Raw genomic sequence first — 15,968 nt, forward strand, 5'->3', positions numbered from 1 at the left:
AACTTGCTTCACCGGGAAGTGATGTATATATTTCCCGCTCTGCTGCTTGCATGTGCACTCTGTCAGGATTGCCACTGCGAAGTAGGAGAGAGCAACACCGCGCTACCGCCCGAATGGCGAAACTGGTAGACGCATGGGACTTAAAATCCCCCGCTCGTAAGGGCGTGCCGGTTCGATTCCGGCTTCGGGCACCATCTCTAATCAAGGGTTTGCGGGCGAAAGCTGATGCAAGCCCTTGTTTGTTTCTGGTCCGCAATTTTGAACTTGGTCCGCAATTCACTTGGTGGGAGTAACTTTCTTGCCCATGCGATTGCGTATGTATTGCTCTGTCATCACAACGGTCGTATGCCCAAGTTGATCTCTGGCCTGCATGATGTCACCGCTGGATTCGGCTTTGTCCGTACCTGCCTTGGCGCGTAAATCCCTCATCTGAAATTCAGATTTCTCCACCCCAGCCGCCTCCCTGGCCAAGTCAAACCTCCTGCGTAACATCGCCACCGTCATTGGTGTGCCGTCCTCTGTAACGATCAGCCGCGTCGAGCGGACCTTGTGTTCTGACTTTCGGGACATGATTCGATCAATCAAAACCTTCAGCTCGCCTGTTATCTCGATCCGACGCTTTGCCTTAGTCTTTCCCTGCAGCACCCAAATCTGCCCGTCGCGCACGTCGCGTTCGTCCATCAACCGGGTATCGGTCACTCGCTGACCGGTCAAATAGGCGAGGTCCATTGCGTCTTGCAGGCCCGCGTCCGCCTTGTCGTGCACGCGCTTGAACAGCGCATCTTCGACATATGTGTCCCGGCCGGTTTCCTTGTTGCCCTTGATGCCCGCGCATGGGTTGGCCAGCGATGTGTAGCCCTTATCCCGGGCGTAATTCCAGATTGCGCTGAGCAGAGCCTTCTCGCGATTTGCCCGCACCGGCGCGGCCTTGCGCCAAGTGAGGTACTGGCGAACGTGCAATGGCTCGATCGTTTCCAGCGGTGCGGGTGGATCGTCAAAGAAAGCGATCAGGTTTTTAAGCTCGCGCTTGTTGTCAGCCTGGGTGGCTGTGCCTTTGGTTGGGACGATGTCGACCATGTATTTTTCGGCGACGTAACGGAACGTGATGACCTTGGCGACCAGGTCGGTTGCGGTGCGATCACGCTCAAGCTTCGCGTACTCCATGATCGCCAAGCCGTAGTCGCTGCCCAGCGGAATTTCTTTGCGGTCCTTGCCGCCGGTGTCGTAGTAATAAAACACCCGGCCGCTGGCTTTCTTGCGCTCCCGCAGCCTGGCTATTGAGCCTGGTTTGCTTGGTCGTCTTCCCATGTCAGCTAGCCTTACGTGATTTCCATACTGGCTTTTCAGATTCAAACGTGCCGACGGCGGTGACGGCCATCGCGGTGACACTTGGCCAGCCGTTCATTTTAATCGTATGGCGAACGCCATTCTTTTTAAGGTTGAGGATCTGTCCTGCCTTGGTCCGCGCGCCGGTGAGCTCGCAAACCTCCTCGTGAGATAGAAACTGGATGGTCATGTGATGCTCCATGCCGCGCGTGGCGGCAGAAGGTGGTTATTCGGTCTTGGCGGGGAACCACTGGGTTTCATATTCGAACTGAGGAACCAGTTCGGCGGCTATGTGGGGGATTTCCTGCTGAAGCTGGCGAGCTCCGCAAGGATTGGCGATAAAGTCCGTCGCGACCTCCTCGAACCGTTCCTTGAAGATGCTGAGCAAGTGGTCGGCGGCTGCTTCGAATTGATCTTCGCGAAAGTACCTGTCGATCACGCCGCCGCGACATACCTGCCAAACGATGCGCTTCGGCTGGGCCTCGGCCGCCTTGATCTTCTCTTCGATGATTTTGCGGGCAGCGCGGAGTTGATCGAGCGACAGAGTGGCGACAAAGTCGGGTGTGCTGATTTGTTGGGTCGCGGTATCGCAGTTTGCTGAAGGCATACGAAATCCTTGCCTGCCAACGCCGGCAGGCTGTTGAGTTGGGAGAGGGGTTAGGCTGTTGCGGCGTCGCGGAAAACGTCCATCTGCGCGGCACCGTCGAGCCAGGCCGCGTCAATCCGGCGCCGGGCCATTGCGGCGTACTCGGGATTCAGCTCGCAGATGATCGAACGGCGACCTTCCTGCATCGACACCAGCGAAGTGGTACCGGCGCCGCCGAATGGGTCGAGAACTACGCCGCCGCGCGGCGCACCGGCGAGAACACAGGGGCGTATGAGGTCGGGCGGGAAGGTGGCGAAGTGGACGCCCTTGAAGCTGTGTGTGGCCACAGTCCAAACGCTCCGCTTGTTTCGCTCCGTCGGCATGATTGCGAGTGCCGAATTCATCGAATCGTTATCCTTGACCCTGCCACGCTGGCGCTCATCAGCATCGCTTCCATGACCCCAGCCAACGCCGTTGGTCTTCCGCGCTGTCGCCTTCATGTTGCCGTTGCTCTTGGCGCCGCCATTTGCCCGGTCGCTGCCGATCTGCGCCTGTACATCCTGCGACAGCCTAGCGTGAGTATTTGGCGAACACGGCTCAAGGATCGCTGCTTGGTCGAAGTAGTACTTCTTCGACTTGCTGAGCAAGAACACATATTCGTGCGATTTGGTGCAGCGGTCTCGGACGCTTTCCGGCATCGGGTTTGGCTTGTTCCAGATGATGTCCTGTCGCAGGTACCAGCCGTCATCCTGCAGGGCGAATGCCAAGCGCCAAGGCATACCCATCAAATCCTTCGACTTCATACCCATCTCGCGGCCGCGCACACCGGTACCGGATTTGAAACGCGGATGCTCGTTGATTTGGCGGGCCGAGGTGACGCTGCGCCCAGACATCTGGCCGTCACCTTGAGGCCTGCCTTGCGCGCCCCAGCTGCCGGCATAACTGTCGCCCATGTTCACCCAGGCCGTACCGTCGTCGCGGAGTACTCGACGCACTTCGCGGAACACGTCGACCAAGCGGGCGATGAACTCGGCCGGTGTTTGCTCAAGGCCGATTTGTCCGTCTACGCCGTAATCGCGCAGGCCGAAGTAGGGCGGGCTGGTAACGCAGGTGTGGACTGACTTATCCGGCAGCGTCCGCATAACGTCGATGCAGTCGCCGACCAGAATGCGGTGTTGTTCTGTCATCGCCACGGCCCCCTGTAGATCAGGTAGGCCATGTAGAGCGGGGCGAAGATCATAGTAGGTCTGCTCCTGCTTCGAGTAGGCCGTCGCGGTCCTTGCGCAATGCTTCGTTCTCGGCGATCAGGGCCAGCACCGCCTCCTCTGTGGCGGCCATAGAAAACGCCTCCTCAGCTGCACACCATGCCGCATAGAACTTATGGCTATCTGCCTTGGAGTGCCGGTCCCAAGCCTGTATAGAAGCCTCGGCCAGTTGTTTCAGTTTTGAATGGTCGCTCATCCGATCACCGCCTTTATGGTCAGTACCAATGGAAGCCAGAAGAAGAGGGTGCTGCCGAGTGCGCACTTGGTGATCATGGCGTCAGCCTCTGGCCGAGCATCACGTCGGAGACAATTTCCCAGAGCTGGGCCGGTGACCATTGGTACCGGTCGAAGTCCGTGTCCGGCTGTACGCCGTAGGTGCAGGTCGAGTGGGCGCCGGCCGGGTACTCGCCGCGCTTCGCCATGATCGTGGCGACTCGGCCATCACCACCTGGCTCGGTGCGGTGGTAGTGATATGCCTGGGTGTTGTAGTCGTTGCCGGCTTCCACGGTGAACACGCCATCCGGTATCAGGTGAGCGCGACCGTCTGGAGTCCACGGCCTACCGCCGCCCGGTGTGCGAGCACCTTCATGCAGATACAGCACAAATCCGCCATCGCCACAGCGCTCCAACTCAAAGCAGTGATTGATCTGCTTGCCCACGATCACCCGCGAGGTGAAGTTAAAGCGATGGTCATGGATTGCCGAGTGCTTGAAGCAAGCGCGGCGCGGCAGCTCTGGATGCCAAACGTGCAGGCGTTGATTGCCTTGCAGTTGAACCTGCACGAACCCGAGGCCGTGCAGGGTGATCTTGTCGGTCATTACGTCGTCGATGATGCTCACGGCAACACTCGTCCTTGCCGCTATAGCGGCTGACTTTGAGGGGGGAGGGTTGATTATTTCTCAGCGAAAATGAACTAAGCTTCTTGTCTGAACTGCACAAGGATTTTGAAATGGATGACTTACTAAGCGAGCTACTTAATGTTGTGGATTCTGGGCACTACTCAATAGCGCTGTTTACATCGCTAGCGCTACCTGATATCTGCGCAGCAATGGAGTCAGAGGATGGCAAGGCCACTGGCGCAAAATACAAAACATGGTTTGATAAGTGGGTAGCCCCAAAATATCCGAGCTATCCAAATGAGGGCATATCCTTAAGCGGTCAGACATGCTACGCCTATCGCTGCGGCCTCCTGCATCAGGGAAAGGCTATGCATAAGGATCTTGGCTATTCGAGAATTTTATTTTTGGGGCCCGGGCCATTGCTATTCCATAACACAGTTATGAATGATGCTTTAACAATTGATATACCAACTTTTGTTAGGGATATCGCCTCATCAGTCCGCGAGTGGATGAGGTCAGTTGAAGGTTTGGCCCCATTTAAAGAACACTACAAATTATTTATGAAACGACATAGGGGCGGGTTGGCGCCATATATAACAGGACTGGATGTTTACTCATGATCGCGAACAAATGACTGCGAATAAAAGTCTATAAACATCTGGTCAATTGTTGGTGCCGGTGTAGGTGCGCCAAGGCACCTTCACGCCGTTTACGAGAAATCCCCAGTCACCGCGCCACTTGCCGGTGATGAAGAGGGTGATGACGCCGCCGGGGGATACTTGGTCGATGCGGTGGTATTCGCCGTGGTTGAGGCGGGCAGTGTCGCCCGGGCGCCGGTCGAGGTGTTCGGTAGCCTGGAAGGCAGCATCGAATGACTGGCGCAGCTCGGAGGCTTTCATCAGCAGTTGGTGAAGCACCGGATCATCAGACTGAAGCAGTCGCTGCTCGGTGTACCAGCCGCGTAGGATGATTGTCCTGGCATTCCACGGGTGATCGTGCAGATCCCGGTCTTCATCCGGCCGCATGATGTGGTGGATGCGGAGCGACCACGGGCACCACCACAGCGCCGGCTTATGCGTCTCCCGACTGTATGGGTTGAACAGCCACCAGCGGCCCATGTACATCTCGGTGCCGTCGGCGGACATGATGTGTTGGTACGGGGTGAGCGCTGCGCGGGCGATGAGCCTGTCGGCGATTGCCGGGCGCGCGAGTACCTTGGCGAGGATTCGCCAGAAGATGTTCAGCATGGATGGCGTCCTATGCCGGGGCATGCCCGGGCGGTGGAGGGCGGGGGAAAGTTTGAAGCCACATGTATTGGTAGAGACCCAACGTGTCTCTCGAAAATGAGGGCTTCTCCCTATGAAACGCTTTCTTCACTGGCTTCAACTAACTGTGGCGCTGGCGCGCCAACTAGCCGAACTTGTTCGGCTGATCGACGTGCTCATCCGTATGGGCTTGGTGTGATCTGCTTGAGGATGCGTCGGCCGATCCAGCGTACGCACGGCACGGCCTTGCTGTTCCCTATCGCCTTGTAGCGCGGGCCGTCCGGGCATTCTCTGGCTGGCTTCCCGCGCCACGGGATCCGCGTGTAGTCGTCGAGCATGCCCTGGAGGCGTTCGCACTCTCGCGGTGTCAGGCGGCGTACGGCGCTGGTATGTGATACGACGTTGGGGCCTAGGGCCGAGTCAGTGTTGTCGACTTGCTTGCCGTAATTGCTTGTAAGCGTCTGGGCTACCTCTCGACATGCAACGATTGGCTGGCCGCGTCCGGTGCCGTCTTCGCTGCCGTCGAAGCCGTCGGCCTTTAGCGTGTGCGTGATATCACCAGTGATGCACACTGCGACCTGGCCGCCAGCATTTGCGTGGCTTCTGGTGTGATTCATGGCGCGCAGCGTGGGAGCGATATCGCCAGCGTCGGCGCCGTGATCCTTGCAGGAAAAGGCGAGGACGGCGTTTTCCTGTCCGTTGTTCCGACCGAGGGCGAAGGCTATTGAATCACTTACGCCAGGGTCTTGCGTGCCATGCACAACCAACAACCCAGATTCTGCGTCTTGCTGAGTTGCGCTGCCGGCTGCCTTTCCGTTGGCGTTCAGTGTCCCGGTCACGATGAAAGCTTCGGAGTCGGCGCGGTGGCTGCTTTGCGCCTGGGCTCGAAGTGCTGGCGCGGTGATCGGCATATCGTCGAGCGAGTAGCCTCCGGACTTTCGTCCGCCACCGACAAGCGTCGGCGCGACAAAGAAAGTCTCGCTTTCCACGTCGAGCCGACTGTCCTTGGCGGTGAGCGTGGCAGACCGCTCGACCGATCCGCCAAGGCTGTGGCCGCCAAACGCCGGCACGCCGCAGAACACATCAACCGCCGGCCCTTCATCGCCTTCGCAGTTCGGGCAGCCGTATTGCCCTAGTGATTCGTCGAAGGTGCATCCGCATCCGCACTGGAGCGCAGGGCCGAAAGGAGCTGATCCGGTAACGTCTTGCGCCTCGCCTCGGCGCGGCGCAGTATCCCGGCGCACGCCTTCTCGCTCAAAAAGTACCTCGATGGGATCGAATCCGTCTCGAGCACTTGCGATAACGAACACACGGCGGCGTCGTTGGGCCAGGCCGAAATATTGGGCGTCCAGGATCCGCCACGCGATTGTTCTTTTGGGTCCATACACACAACCAGCGTCCGGCCATTTCTTCCCTGAAGGCTGCAGTTCGCAGTCTTCCCCAGCAAGCGCGCCAAGAAAGCATCCGAAGGCGTTGCCTTTGTCGCTGAGGACGCCGGGGACGTTTTCCCAGACGATGACGCAGGGCGGCTTTCGCTGGCCTGCTCGAACATAGTCAACTGCATCTGCGAGCTCCACGTATTTGATGGTGAGGGCGCCGCGCGGGTCGGTGAGGCCTTCGCGCATCCCGGCTACGCTGAAGGCTTGGCACGGCGTGCCGCCGACGAGGATGTCCGGCGCGGCGATCTTGCCGGCCAGCACCTGGGCGCCGAGTTTTGTCATGTCGCCAAGGTTCGGCGTGTTCGGGTAGTGGTGGGCCAGCACCGCGCTGGGGAAGGCTTCGATCTCGGCGAACCAGTTCGCGCGCATGCCGAGCGGCTTCCATGCAAGCGTTGCCGCCTCGATGCCTGAGCAGACCGAGCCGTAAGTGATTTCCATAGGGGATCCTCGCCGGCTGGCGTGATTCGTAGAAGTGGGGTATTTGTGTTCGGCCCGGCATGGAGCCGGATCAAGGAGATAGCTGTGAAAAAATCAATCGTCGACCAGGTGTGGCACAAAATCCCCGATCTAGATTCACAGGGCCGTGCGGCCGCAGTGAGTAAGCTTGAGCAAGTGGGTGAACTTGCTCGCCGAATCAGCCAAACCGAAGGTGGAGAAGCAGCAAACAATATTTTGGAGCACGGGCTGATAGAGGTCGCATTGCTTCGCTGTCGGGAAATTCAAGACGGGAAAGCTGGACTCGACTATGACGATCTTCAGATTTACTACCGGTACGCAACCGCAGCGATTCTAAAGGCTGAAGCAGTCATTGATGATGAGTTGGCTCATCTGAAGCTTTAACCATTCCGGACTATTTCGTCGTCAGTCTCTGGCGGATCGTCGGCGAGCGACTTCATGCCGGCTGCCTGAATGATGCGTGACACCTTTTCAGTAACCACAAAAGGTGTCGTGACACATCGGAGCATCTGGGCCTGAGTTTCGAAGTCGGCGGCGATCAGGTTGCGAAGCAGGTTCTGATACACCTCCTGCTGGTTGTTGAAGCCATGGGCGGCCATGACCCGCTTGAGGTCTGGCTTGAACACGCCGGCCACCTCAACCGTAAACTTCTCGACGCCCAATGCAGCGTCCTTTGCTGCTGCCTTCTCGCGCTTTTTCTTTTGCTTGATCGCTTCCTTCGTCGGCTCCTGTACTTCGGCCATGTCCTACCTCTTCAATTCCGTGGGTCGTAGAGTCGAGCCAGGTTTTTTGTCGGCGCTTTCATTCTGTACGTCGGTCGCAAAATGCGAAATTGTCATGGGGCAGGAGAAGATGGGATCATAAGTAAAAGTATCGGTCGAATTTTGGGACTTTTGTTCATATCGCATTTGACAAAATAAATTTCAAAAGCATGATGTACAAGACCATTTTTTGCAGACACTGTGTCTGAGATTGGGTTTCGTTGGATTTTACTTTGGAGCTATTGGTTCATGGATACACCTAACGTTAAAGGGTCAGATGATCGCCTCTCCGCTAAATATGTAGAGCTATTAAAGGCGGCGGGATTCGAAATCATCGCTGTGCACGATGAAATTGTATTTTTTAAGTTAATTGGCTATGCATATAGTATTTCATTTCAAACAAATACGCCGGAGTATCTATCTTTTAGTTTGGGGGCTAGTATTGATGATGAAAAAGTAAAGGATGTTGAACATAGATATGCATGCGTTCAATACGTAAATTCAAAGTTGAAGTATGTGAAATGTCACTTTGAAACAGATGAAGAAGATGGTGATAGCGTCCACTTTGTATGTGATTTAATGTTTTTGAATGAGACGGATTTTACACGTTGCGCCCATACCGCAGTAAAGGCGTTGGATAACGCTTATATTTCTGTGAGTGCCAAGTTTCCTGATGTTGTGTAGGTGAAATATGGCTAAGGAAAAGGATGATAAGGTATTATCACTAACAGATGCCTCAGCAGGCTTCGTAGGGGCGGCGTTTCTGTACTTTATACAAAAAATTCCAGACGGAAGTGATGCCAAGCAACTTTTACTGTACTCCATGACGTTAGTGGCTTTGGCTGCTAATAATTTATTTGGGATTTTGTTTTCTTGGGGACAGCGTAAGTGGGAGCGTAGAAGTTTAAAAACTCAGCACAAGGACTTGGTTGCAGAAGTTGCTGAGTATTCCAAAAATGACAATCCAGACCCTGAGATTATGCAGGAGTTTAACGCCGCGATGAAAAAAACCCAATTGGCATTGTTACGTAATCTCACATCTACTACGGATGGTCTTCCAAGCGAAACAGATGCGATGAGAAAAGCAACGCCGAAAAGGAAAATGAATAACTAGTCAATGGATAAGATGCGATAGGTGTTGCGAGCATAGGTCTAATTCAATTTCCGCGACACGTTTTCGATTATTATGTATTAGTGTCGAGGCAGAGTGAGGAGGGGAAGTGCACCACCCGATCCAAGGCCGTGCAGGTGGTGAATTATTAGCGAGATCGCCTCGACCTGTTCCTTGATGGCGCTCCAAGCCATCAGCTCAGCAAGAGCTTGGCGAATAGCCGGCAGGGTGTGGAACCGAACCTCTACTTCGCCGCGGCTCTTCCTCTTCGCCGCGGATTTCTCTGAACGTTCCGCGTTGCCCTTGGCCATGGCCTACCTCTTCAATTCCGCTGGCCGGCAAGTCCAGCCAGGTCTGTCGTTTGCGTTGTTGGGGTCTGGAGCGTCTCACGCTGCTACCTTCACCTGATGCCAGGCGCCGGCGGCGTAGAACAGCTTCGCTGCTTGGGCTTCATCCATCGAGATCTCGTCCGGAATGGCAATCCAGCCCGACGCGACCAGATGATTCGGGTTCGCGCTGTTGCGCAGCTCTAGGTAGTAATGCTCAATGGCATCCGTCAGGCGCTCGACCTTGTAGATGCCCTCTGGCGAGATCTCCACCGACTTGATGTACTCGGCGCCGCGCTCGTCGCGACACATGGCACCGATGTAGATCGTCCAGCGGTAGGAGAAATCGAAGATCGCGTTGGCGATTGCCAGACTCCGGATCTGCCGGCAACTCTTCCAGTTCGCCATGATTTGGCTACCGCTGGGGTCGATGTTCACCACCGCGACGTGGTTGGTACGCAGCAGAGCCCGGCAACTGCGTTCGGCCCGGGCGAAACCGTTGTTGGGTTTGCGTTTCGACTTCATATCGCGTCCACCATTTTGCGCAGAGCCTTGCGGTCTGCTGCCGATATCGGCTTCGGGCGCCGCTTGAGGACCGTTTCAGGGTCTACCCAGTTGCGCCGCGAAGGCCTTGGCTTCATCCGAACCGGCGGCAGCTCCTTGAAGGTGCCGCCGGGCCGCGCCCAGAAGTCGGCCATCGCAGCGGCGATTTCATCCGACTCAGTCTGCTTTGCACGAACTGCGTTGAGGTTGAGGCTGATCATGACTCACCATCAGCGCGAAAGCGCTTTTCGAACAAATGGGTCGAGGTCCGGCTGATTCAAAAGCCAGCGCCGATAGTCGCTCGGCAAGTCAGCGAAGGCGGTGCCTTTGTGTTTACCGAAGCCGATGATCGTAGGGATGCGGGCATTCTCGGAAATCTGCCACAGCTCTTCCCAGTCATTGACCGGCCGGCCGAGCTCAGCCGCGAGCTGATCGAGGATCTTCACCAGCAGCAGGCGGCAGTTCTTCACGTCGTCGAGCGCTGCGTGGGCGTTGCGGAGCAGGCCGGCCGCCTCGGCGCGGTAGTGCAGGTAGATCATCGCCGACTGCGTGTGACTGCCTGCGTTGGGCCACAGCTTCGAGCTCAGGGCCTGGGTGCAGATGCGTTTCACATCTGGCTCGCCGATCACGCGCCAGTCGTAGTCGACGTTGTGCCCGATCAGATAAACGACGTCTTCCGGCAAAGCAAAATCGGTGTGTGGTGGGCAATCAGCCAATTCCTCGTCGAGGATGTGGCTGGTGGCGAGCGCGCTCAACTCAATCGGCTTGCCCGGCTTATAGCGATGTAGGAACGAGTCGGTGACAGCGAGACTGCTCAAGTCGTTGAGTTTCAGCCAGGCAGCTTCTACCAGGTGCGGATCGTTCAAGCCGGTTGTTTCGCTGTCGAAGATGTATGCGGTCATGCTGATTGCCTTTGTGGGGAGAGTTCGTTTTTGCGTTTGTCTTTGGCCGTCACGACCTGCTGAACGAGGTCATCGAAGCCGACGGCAATCGCCTTGGCCGCGTTGAATGCCGATTGCAAAGAGGCCATGTCCTTTGCTGAGGCGATATCAGCCAAGGCATCCAACAGCAGCTCCTTGGCGCGCTCTTCAGGGCTGACACCCGAGTTCAGCCAGGCCAGCAACCGCCGGCCGGTATCTGCAGTGATCAGCTCAGGCTCTTCGAAAAGCTTTGTCCGATCCTTGCTTGCCATGGCGGTGTGTCCGTCGTGGGTCAGATCAAGCACGACGGTGAACTCGTAATCGGTGCCGTCGCGCTGCTCGGACTTCATGCCCAGCTTGAGGATCTTTTTCCCTTCGCCTTGGACCGTTTCCGTCTTGCTCCGCATGGTGCAGATGATGTGCAGCGAGCTGGTCAGGATTTTGTCTGTCAGCCGGCGGTGGCGCGGCGTCGTCTCGTTCCACGCCGCCCAGGTGTTGCCTTTGAATTTCTGGTGGGCAAGCTTCTCGTTCGCCTCCAGGCATCCGCCGGAGCCGGTCCACTCATGGGAGTAGCTGTCGATGATCAGGACGCTGTAACCGGCTTGCTCGGCGGCGATGATGGCTTCGACGTAGCGCTCGGGCGAGTAGGGCGCATGCAGTTCCACTGTGTCGAAGTCTGCGATGTCCGCGTACAGCGAGGCGCTGCCATGCTCGGTGTCGATCACCGCGATTCGCCCGCCAATCCCCTGTGCCAGCAGAAGAGCGGAGTAGGTTTTGCCTGATCCAGATGGCCCGGCAAGTGCCAGCCGTAGCTTGGCCTGCTTGCGTTCGGCTTTCTTGAACATCGCGATTTTCCTCAGTTCGGTTGGTTGTCCCACTGCTGTTCAATGCGGCGGGCTTCGTCTTCGTACTCTTTGCGCTGCTCGCCGCTGAACTGCTCGGGCGAGAATGCGCCGACCGTCATCCAGTCGAACTGGGCGGCCAAGCTGGGGGAGGTGTTCATGGGAATACTCATTCGAGGTGGAAAAAAACATCAATCCACTTTTAGTGGCGGTTTGTTTTTTTTGATTCCAATTCGGTGTATAAGCGCTGATTCACAGTGGAGGTGGTAAATGGCAAAAAAACAGCATGTCGGACACTTTATAAAACTGCCTGACGACTACAAAGTAAGCACTAAAGACAAGGAGGGTGATGATTTTCGTATGCATGCGACCGGTATCTATGTCACTTGGGATCACAGCCGAGCATGGCTTCAATATGCCGGAGAGCAGGCTGGTGAGTCTCACGCCGTGATTGAGCTCCCATCAGATCCCGCGTACCTGCGTAAATTTGCTAAAGAGCTAACCGCCTTAGCAAAGAAAATTGAACAAGGTTAAGACTTAGTCTTACCTAGCGGGTTTGGCGACTTGTAGCGAAGTAGCCAAACCCCTGGCGCCACCCAGCCGGCCTTCTCAGGCGCTCCGCCATAACCTTGTCGGCTCGCCAAACGTTCAGCTAGTACCTTTGTCTTTCCAGCAAATTCGATTTCAATAGTTGAATAGTCGCTCGCGTTGACGGTGTCATTGGCAATCATGCAGCAGCTCCTTTCGTGATCGAAGCGTTGTAGGAGTCGTAGATTTCTTCGATGCGCGCACGGAGCCGCCGGTGTTCGGCGTCATCAATGGCGCGCAGCATGTAGGCGAGAGTGATGCAGGAAGTCGCGGCGGCGCTGGCGTTTGGTTTGCCAAGGTCGCGAATCATGTTATTGATCTCGCCCTCGATCCAGGTGATCGCTGTCTGGTGGTCTCGCTGCTGGATGTTCATTTCAACCCCCAGAATTCGCCGTAGGCGACGACAGCGGCTGCGACACGCTTGGCTCGGGCCTTGCGGTCGATCACATCCTGCGCCGCGGCTTGAGATTGCAGCTGAATGCGCTTCAGCGCCGCGGCCTCGTAGTCGTGGAAATCTTCAGTCTTCGGCGCTTTCGGGCGCCCCCAATCGTCGTAGCGCCTGTCCCACTCGCGGGCCTGCGCACTGTCTGCATAGCTGGTTGCCATGGTCGCCTCCGTGGTGGCGGGTGTTGATCCAACAAAACTCGGATGCACTCATCCGCTCCGCTGGTTGCCGTTGGGCGCGGAGGGGAGTGCATTCGGGATTGGTCGGGAAAATTGTGGCTAGCTGCGCAGACTCATTGCGGTTCGATGCGCAGAAAAAAGCCCGCGAGAGAGGCGGGCTTCAGCGGACAGGCTTCAGCGGACAGGCTTCAGAGGCAGTCGGACTTGCCTATCTGAAATTCGACTATCGGTGAGCTGGTCGAGTCCTTGTAGAGGAGGTCAATGGAAAGGCCTGATTTCACAAATTGTCCTAAACCTTTTTCATTACAGAATGCAGAAGCTGCAAGCGCTTTTGCGTCCTTGGTGAACTCATCAGGATCGATTTCGTTTTTTGTAAATTGTGTAAGTGTGTAAGAGATACGCATGATCTCATCGCTGTAGGTTACAGAGTCAACGCGAGTTGAGTTGTCAGACACTTTTCCGGCTTGGGCACTCATGATGAGCGCAAGACCCTTGAGTTGGCGTTCCCGCTCCTCCTTTTTCTCTACTGGAGCAGATTGTGTGTGCCATAGCTGGGCCAAAATAAAGAGCAACGTCGTTGCCGAAAAAAAGACTATCAATCCGCGATATTGCTTCAACTGAGATCACCATAGCAAAAGGCCATCTTTGATTTGACCATGCCGGTTGGAACATCTCAAGTCAGCAGAGCTGCCGGTTACGTCTCCGGCGCCGAGTTCCACGGCCGTATTCAGTTCGCCAGCGCTCGATAACAACCGATTCTGGGATTGATGCAGGTGGGCGGTTATAGGCCGCAGTTTCGTCCGCATCGGGGTGTGATCTGCGACGGGTTTCGAAGCCCGCAACCACCACGGTTCCAACCTATGGGCATCCAGCCCTATTCCGGTCGGGGGTAGCTCTACCATTGAGCTACGCAGATCACACCCCGATGCGCTCTCATAGAGAGGATCGGGCAGTTAACGACAGGCTGTCGTGGCGCTGGTTGTTCAGTCGTCATCGACCTGGGCGAGCATCTTTTCGATGTCCGCAGCCGCGGGCTTCTTCCAGTTCTTGATCTGGCCTGTCTCAAGGTCTATGTGCAGGATCAGGTAATCGCCGTAGTGCTCACCCGGGAAGAAATCCGGCACGTAGCCTGTGTAAACGCCTACCTCTTCGCCCTGTGCGTCGTGAAGGGTTGCGCAGACTTGGTCACGAACCTTCATACAGGTGCGCAACTCAGTCACGTCGACCTGCACCGTTTTCTGCGTGTTTATTTGCATGCTGCTGCCTCCGGTTGATTTCCCGTCTGGCCCTGTCGCCAAGGCCAGCCAGTGAAATCTTCATTCCGGAACCCTGATTGGCTGCTGGTCGATCAGCGTTATCGAGCCGCGATCAGTGACCGCAATCCGCGCCGTCAGACCCGGATTGAAATCAGCAAGTCGTGGGTGCGCCTTGAAATCGACGACCTTCCCGGCGCGATTGCCCAGACCGAGATAAACCATGTCGCCTATCTGAATTTCGCTTCCGCGTTTCGTTGGCATTTCCACATCTCCGGTTGTTTTCCCAATGCACCCGTCACCAGGTGCATCAGTGAAAAATTCCGTGTTTCTCCGCACCCGCTTACCAGGTCATTCACTCAGTTCGGTCAACACCTCGTCCGCCGTCGCAGTGGGCTGCGCGTTGGCAGGCTTTCGGGCCTGTCGGATCGCCGGTCGCCGGTAGAGGCAAGTGCGGTTTTGTTCATCGGTTTACTGACCTCCCACCGATGGAGCCGGGAGTGACCTAACCGGACTGGCCGGGTAGTCGTTCATGGCGCTGGTTGTTAAAGAGCGGCGGGTCTCTTGAGGCCCTTCGCAGTGGCTGTGTGTCGCTGCGATGGGTGAAATATAGGTACTCCCATATTTAGTGTCAATGGGTATTCCCATAAAAATTATTCCTCCCGTATTTCTGGTCGAAAAAAAGCCCGCACTTGGCGGGCTTCAGATGACGTTAATGCTATTTAAACGGTCTGTTGTTCCAAGTCAGAGCCACAGTATCGGCACTTCTTGGCGGCGGCTTTGATGGTTTCCGCGCAGAACGGGCATTCCTTGTTCGCGGCAACGGCAGCAAGATCCTCGGCGTAAGCTATGGTCTCGACCGGAGGGACAGTGTGAATGGCGGGCTTGTTGAGTGCCCAGATGAAAGCTGCAACCCAGCCGATAAAAGTCCAGCCGGCGAGGAGGTTTAGCGCGAAGATTGGCGTGACCTTGGGGTGTTCGCCAGCAGCGCAAATTGCCGGGTAGAAGTACAGCGCGATCGCGCTCGGAAAGAACACGATACTCGCGATCATGGCGAAACTGTTGGTGCCGCTCCCAATTAGGAAGCTGACCAGGCAAACAAGCCCGAGCAAAATCAGGCCGACGATTTTCATTGGATCCCTCCCTCAATTAGGCCGAAATTTTACCATTCGTGGCGGTGCGCCACCATTAGCTGGAGGGGAGGGCGGGGATGAAAAAGCCCGGCGCTGGGCCGGGCTTCTCATTTCTTCAGGGTGGAAGGTGTGGCTGGGTCAGTGGATTGTAATTGCTGAGACTCTAATGCTTTCTCACTCCGCCCCATCTGGAAAGAGGCGATCATATTTGAGGTGAGCATTGCATTGAATCCTGCTATACCAATAACGATGGCGAGAACAGTTGAAACCGCCGTAACGATCATTGTTGTCTTCATCGACCCAATGCTGGCTTTGGTTTCTGCATGGTTGGAAGAAATCTGATTCAGAATCTCCTCCATTCTTTTATCTCGCTCAGCTTGGACAGCTACAAATGAGTCAATTTTAGATGAAACAGACTCGACTCGAGCATCCATCTTTACCTCGATGGTCTCAAGCTTTGCGTTGAACTCTTCGCGCGTAATGTCATTCATTGATCGAGTATTGCCTCTTTCTGGAGCGATGTCACCCTTTACAAATTGCGCATTTGGCAGGTGTTCCGACCGAAAGAGTTTGCGCTCGTATGTGCTCAACTTTTAGGCCCTTCTTCCGGGTTTTTGTCAAGCCATTCCCTTATGTGCTCAGCTCTGTGCACTCTCAAAACGCCACACTTGGTGCATTCCAGATTAAGATT

28 protein-coding genes and 1 tRNA gene are annotated in these 15,968 nt (G+C 56.0%); 7 read left to right on the top strand and 22 right to left on the bottom strand.

Going from position 1 to position 15,968, the window contains the following annotated elements:
* Positions 1-107 precede the first annotated feature (107 nt).
* Positions 108-194 (top strand) — tRNA-Leu (locus tag HV782_RS13600).
* Between the two features lie 82 nt (positions 195-276).
* Here HV782_RS13600 and HV782_RS13605 read toward each other — a convergent pair.
* The 6 genes from HV782_RS13605 to HV782_RS13630 all read right to left on the bottom strand — a co-directional run bounded on the left by HV782_RS13605 (position 277) and on the right by HV782_RS13630 (position 3,995).
* The gene (locus HV782_RS13605; protein WP_186745770.1) at positions 277-1,308 is read right to left on the bottom strand and encodes a site-specific integrase; all 1,032 of its coding nucleotides are present in this window, start codon (positions 1,306-1,308) and stop codon (positions 277-279) included.
* A gap of 1 nt (position 1,309) precedes the next feature.
* Positions 1,310-1,516: a DUF4224 domain-containing protein gene (locus HV782_RS13610; RefSeq protein WP_225931074.1), complete on the bottom strand. Its 207-nt coding sequence runs from the start codon at positions 1,514-1,516 to the stop codon at positions 1,310-1,312.
* Between the two features lie 36 nt (positions 1,517-1,552).
* Positions 1,553-1,933, bottom strand: coding sequence for a hypothetical protein (locus HV782_RS13615; protein WP_186745765.1), 381 nt, complete (start codon positions 1,931-1,933; stop codon positions 1,553-1,555).
* A gap of 50 nt (positions 1,934-1,983) precedes the next feature.
* A complete protein-coding gene (locus HV782_RS13620) occupies positions 1,984-3,099 on the bottom strand; it encodes a DNA-methyltransferase (RefSeq protein WP_186745763.1) in 1,116 nt (371 codons plus the stop codon).
* A gap of 49 nt (positions 3,100-3,148) precedes the next feature.
* Positions 3,149-3,373 (bottom strand): hypothetical protein, encoded by a 225-nt coding sequence (locus HV782_RS13625; protein WP_186745761.1) that lies wholly within the window; start codon positions 3,371-3,373, stop codon positions 3,149-3,151.
* Positions 3,374-3,446: 73 nt separating this feature from the next.
* Positions 3,447-3,995, bottom strand: a complete 549-nt coding sequence (locus HV782_RS13630; protein WP_186745871.1) for a hypothetical protein — start codon at positions 3,993-3,995, stop codon at positions 3,447-3,449.
* Positions 3,996-4,126: 131 nt separating this feature from the next.
* Between HV782_RS13630 and HV782_RS13635 the strand changes: the two genes are divergently transcribed.
* Entirely contained in the window at positions 4,127-4,636 is a 510-nt protein-coding gene (locus HV782_RS13635; RefSeq protein WP_186745759.1) for a hypothetical protein, read from the top strand.
* Positions 4,637-4,678: 42 nt separating this feature from the next.
* Here the strand turns inward: HV782_RS13635 and HV782_RS13640 are convergent, their stop codons facing one another.
* Both HV782_RS13640 and HV782_RS13645 read right to left on the bottom strand, forming a co-directional pair.
* A complete protein-coding gene (locus tag HV782_RS13640) occupies positions 4,679-5,263 on the bottom strand; it encodes a hypothetical protein (protein WP_186745757.1) in 585 nt (194 codons plus the stop codon).
* 194 nt (positions 5,264-5,457) lie between these two features.
* Positions 5,458-7,158 carry a DNA cytosine methyltransferase gene (locus tag HV782_RS13645; protein WP_186745755.1) on the bottom strand — a complete coding sequence of 567 codons (1,701 nt, stop codon included), beginning with the start codon at positions 7,156-7,158 and terminating at the stop codon, positions 5,458-5,460.
* Between the two features lie 84 nt (positions 7,159-7,242).
* On the opposite strand from HV782_RS13645, the gene HV782_RS13650 reads away from it, so the two are divergent.
* Positions 7,243-7,560 (top strand): hypothetical protein, encoded by a 318-nt coding sequence (locus tag HV782_RS13650; protein WP_186745753.1) that lies wholly within the window; start codon positions 7,243-7,245, stop codon positions 7,558-7,560.
* Here the strand turns inward: HV782_RS13650 and HV782_RS13655 are convergent.
* Positions 7,557-7,919, bottom strand: coding sequence for a hypothetical protein (locus tag HV782_RS13655; RefSeq protein WP_186745751.1), 363 nt, complete (start codon positions 7,917-7,919; stop codon positions 7,557-7,559). The two genes, HV782_RS13650 and HV782_RS13655, sit on opposite strands and share 4 nt — an antisense overlap.
* A gap of 267 nt (positions 7,920-8,186) precedes the next feature.
* Between HV782_RS13655 and HV782_RS13660 the strand changes: the two genes are divergently transcribed.
* Both HV782_RS13660 and HV782_RS13665 read left to right on the top strand, forming a co-directional pair.
* Positions 8,187-8,621, top strand: a complete 435-nt coding sequence (locus tag HV782_RS13660; RefSeq protein ID WP_186745749.1) for a hypothetical protein — start codon at positions 8,187-8,189, stop codon at positions 8,619-8,621.
* A gap of 7 nt (positions 8,622-8,628) precedes the next feature.
* The gene (locus tag HV782_RS13665; RefSeq protein WP_186745747.1) at positions 8,629-9,051 is read left to right on the top strand and encodes a hypothetical protein; all 423 of its coding nucleotides are present in this window, start codon (positions 8,629-8,631) and stop codon (positions 9,049-9,051) included.
* A gap of 77 nt (positions 9,052-9,128) precedes the next feature.
* Here the strand turns inward: HV782_RS13665 and HV782_RS13670 are convergent, their stop codons facing one another.
* The 6 genes from HV782_RS13670 to HV782_RS13695 form a co-directional block, all read right to left on the bottom strand.
* Positions 9,129-9,359, bottom strand: coding sequence for a hypothetical protein (locus HV782_RS13670; protein WP_225931075.1), 231 nt, complete (start codon positions 9,357-9,359; stop codon positions 9,129-9,131).
* 75 nt (positions 9,360-9,434) lie between these two features.
* On the bottom strand, positions 9,435-9,899 hold the full coding sequence (locus tag HV782_RS13675) for a hypothetical protein (protein ID WP_186745745.1): 465 nt from the start codon (positions 9,897-9,899) through the stop codon (positions 9,435-9,437).
* Positions 9,896-10,138 carry a hypothetical protein gene (locus HV782_RS13680; protein ID WP_186745743.1) on the bottom strand — a complete coding sequence of 81 codons (243 nt, stop codon included), beginning with the start codon at positions 10,136-10,138 and terminating at the stop codon, positions 9,896-9,898. The genes HV782_RS13675 and HV782_RS13680 overlap by 4 nt, the downstream gene beginning before the upstream one ends.
* A gap of 9 nt (positions 10,139-10,147) precedes the next feature.
* Positions 10,148-10,783: a 3'-5' exonuclease gene (locus tag HV782_RS13685; protein WP_225931076.1), complete on the bottom strand. Its 636-nt coding sequence runs from the start codon at positions 10,781-10,783 to the stop codon at positions 10,148-10,150.
* Positions 10,784-10,815: 32 nt separating this feature from the next.
* A complete protein-coding gene (locus HV782_RS13690; protein ID WP_186745739.1) occupies positions 10,816-11,682 on the bottom strand; it encodes an ATP-binding protein in 867 nt (288 codons plus the stop codon).
* 11 nt (positions 11,683-11,693) lie between these two features.
* Positions 11,694-11,840 (bottom strand): hypothetical protein, encoded by a 147-nt coding sequence (locus HV782_RS13695; RefSeq protein WP_186745877.1) that lies wholly within the window; start codon positions 11,838-11,840, stop codon positions 11,694-11,696.
* A gap of 109 nt (positions 11,841-11,949) precedes the next feature.
* Here HV782_RS13695 and HV782_RS13700 point away from each other — a divergent pair, with 109 nt between their 5' ends.
* Entirely contained in the window at positions 11,950-12,213 is a 264-nt protein-coding gene (locus HV782_RS13700) for a hypothetical protein (protein ID WP_186745737.1), read from the top strand.
* Here HV782_RS13700 and HV782_RS13705 read toward each other — a convergent pair.
* The 5 genes from HV782_RS13705 to HV782_RS13725 all read right to left on the bottom strand — a co-directional run bounded on the left by HV782_RS13705 (position 12,210) and on the right by HV782_RS13725 (position 14,147).
* The gene (locus tag HV782_RS13705) at positions 12,210-12,410 is read right to left on the bottom strand and encodes a hypothetical protein (RefSeq protein ID WP_186745734.1); all 201 of its coding nucleotides are present in this window, start codon (positions 12,408-12,410) and stop codon (positions 12,210-12,212) included. The two genes, HV782_RS13700 and HV782_RS13705, sit on opposite strands and share 4 nt — an antisense overlap.
* Positions 12,407-12,640 carry a hypothetical protein gene (locus HV782_RS13710; protein WP_186745732.1) on the bottom strand — a complete coding sequence of 78 codons (234 nt, stop codon included), beginning with the start codon at positions 12,638-12,640 and terminating at the stop codon, positions 12,407-12,409. Before HV782_RS13710 ends, HV782_RS13705 begins: the two co-directional genes overlap by 4 nt.
* Complete coding sequence (locus tag HV782_RS13715; protein WP_186745730.1) at positions 12,637-12,873, bottom strand: hypothetical protein; 237 nt, start codon at positions 12,871-12,873, stop codon at positions 12,637-12,639. Before HV782_RS13715 ends, HV782_RS13710 begins: the two co-directional genes overlap by 4 nt.
* 206 nt (positions 12,874-13,079) lie before the next feature.
* Entirely contained in the window at positions 13,080-13,508 is a 429-nt protein-coding gene (locus HV782_RS13720; protein WP_186745728.1) for a hypothetical protein, read from the bottom strand.
* Between the two features lie 366 nt (positions 13,509-13,874).
* Positions 13,875-14,147 carry a hypothetical protein gene (locus HV782_RS13725; RefSeq protein WP_186745726.1) on the bottom strand — a complete coding sequence of 91 codons (273 nt, stop codon included), beginning with the start codon at positions 14,145-14,147 and terminating at the stop codon, positions 13,875-13,877.
* Positions 14,148-14,198: 51 nt separating this feature from the next.
* Between HV782_RS13725 and HV782_RS13730 the strand changes: the two genes are divergently transcribed.
* Complete coding sequence (locus HV782_RS13730; protein WP_186745724.1) at positions 14,199-14,648, top strand: hypothetical protein; 450 nt, start codon at positions 14,199-14,201, stop codon at positions 14,646-14,648.
* 218 nt (positions 14,649-14,866) lie between these two features.
* On the opposite strand, the gene HV782_RS13735 is transcribed toward HV782_RS13730, so the two are convergent.
* A complete protein-coding gene (locus HV782_RS13735) occupies positions 14,867-15,277 on the bottom strand; it encodes a superinfection immunity protein (RefSeq protein WP_225931077.1) in 411 nt (136 codons plus the stop codon).
* Positions 15,278-15,384: 107 nt separating this feature from the next.
* Complete coding sequence (locus HV782_RS13740) at positions 15,385-15,768, bottom strand: hypothetical protein (RefSeq protein ID WP_186745875.1); 384 nt, start codon at positions 15,766-15,768, stop codon at positions 15,385-15,387.
* Positions 15,769-15,968 lie beyond the last annotated feature (200 nt).

The sequence above is a fragment of the Pseudomonas monsensis genome, from assembly GCF_014268495.2.
GTDB lineage: Bacteria > Pseudomonadota > Gammaproteobacteria > Pseudomonadales > Pseudomonadaceae > Aquipseudomonas > Aquipseudomonas monsensis.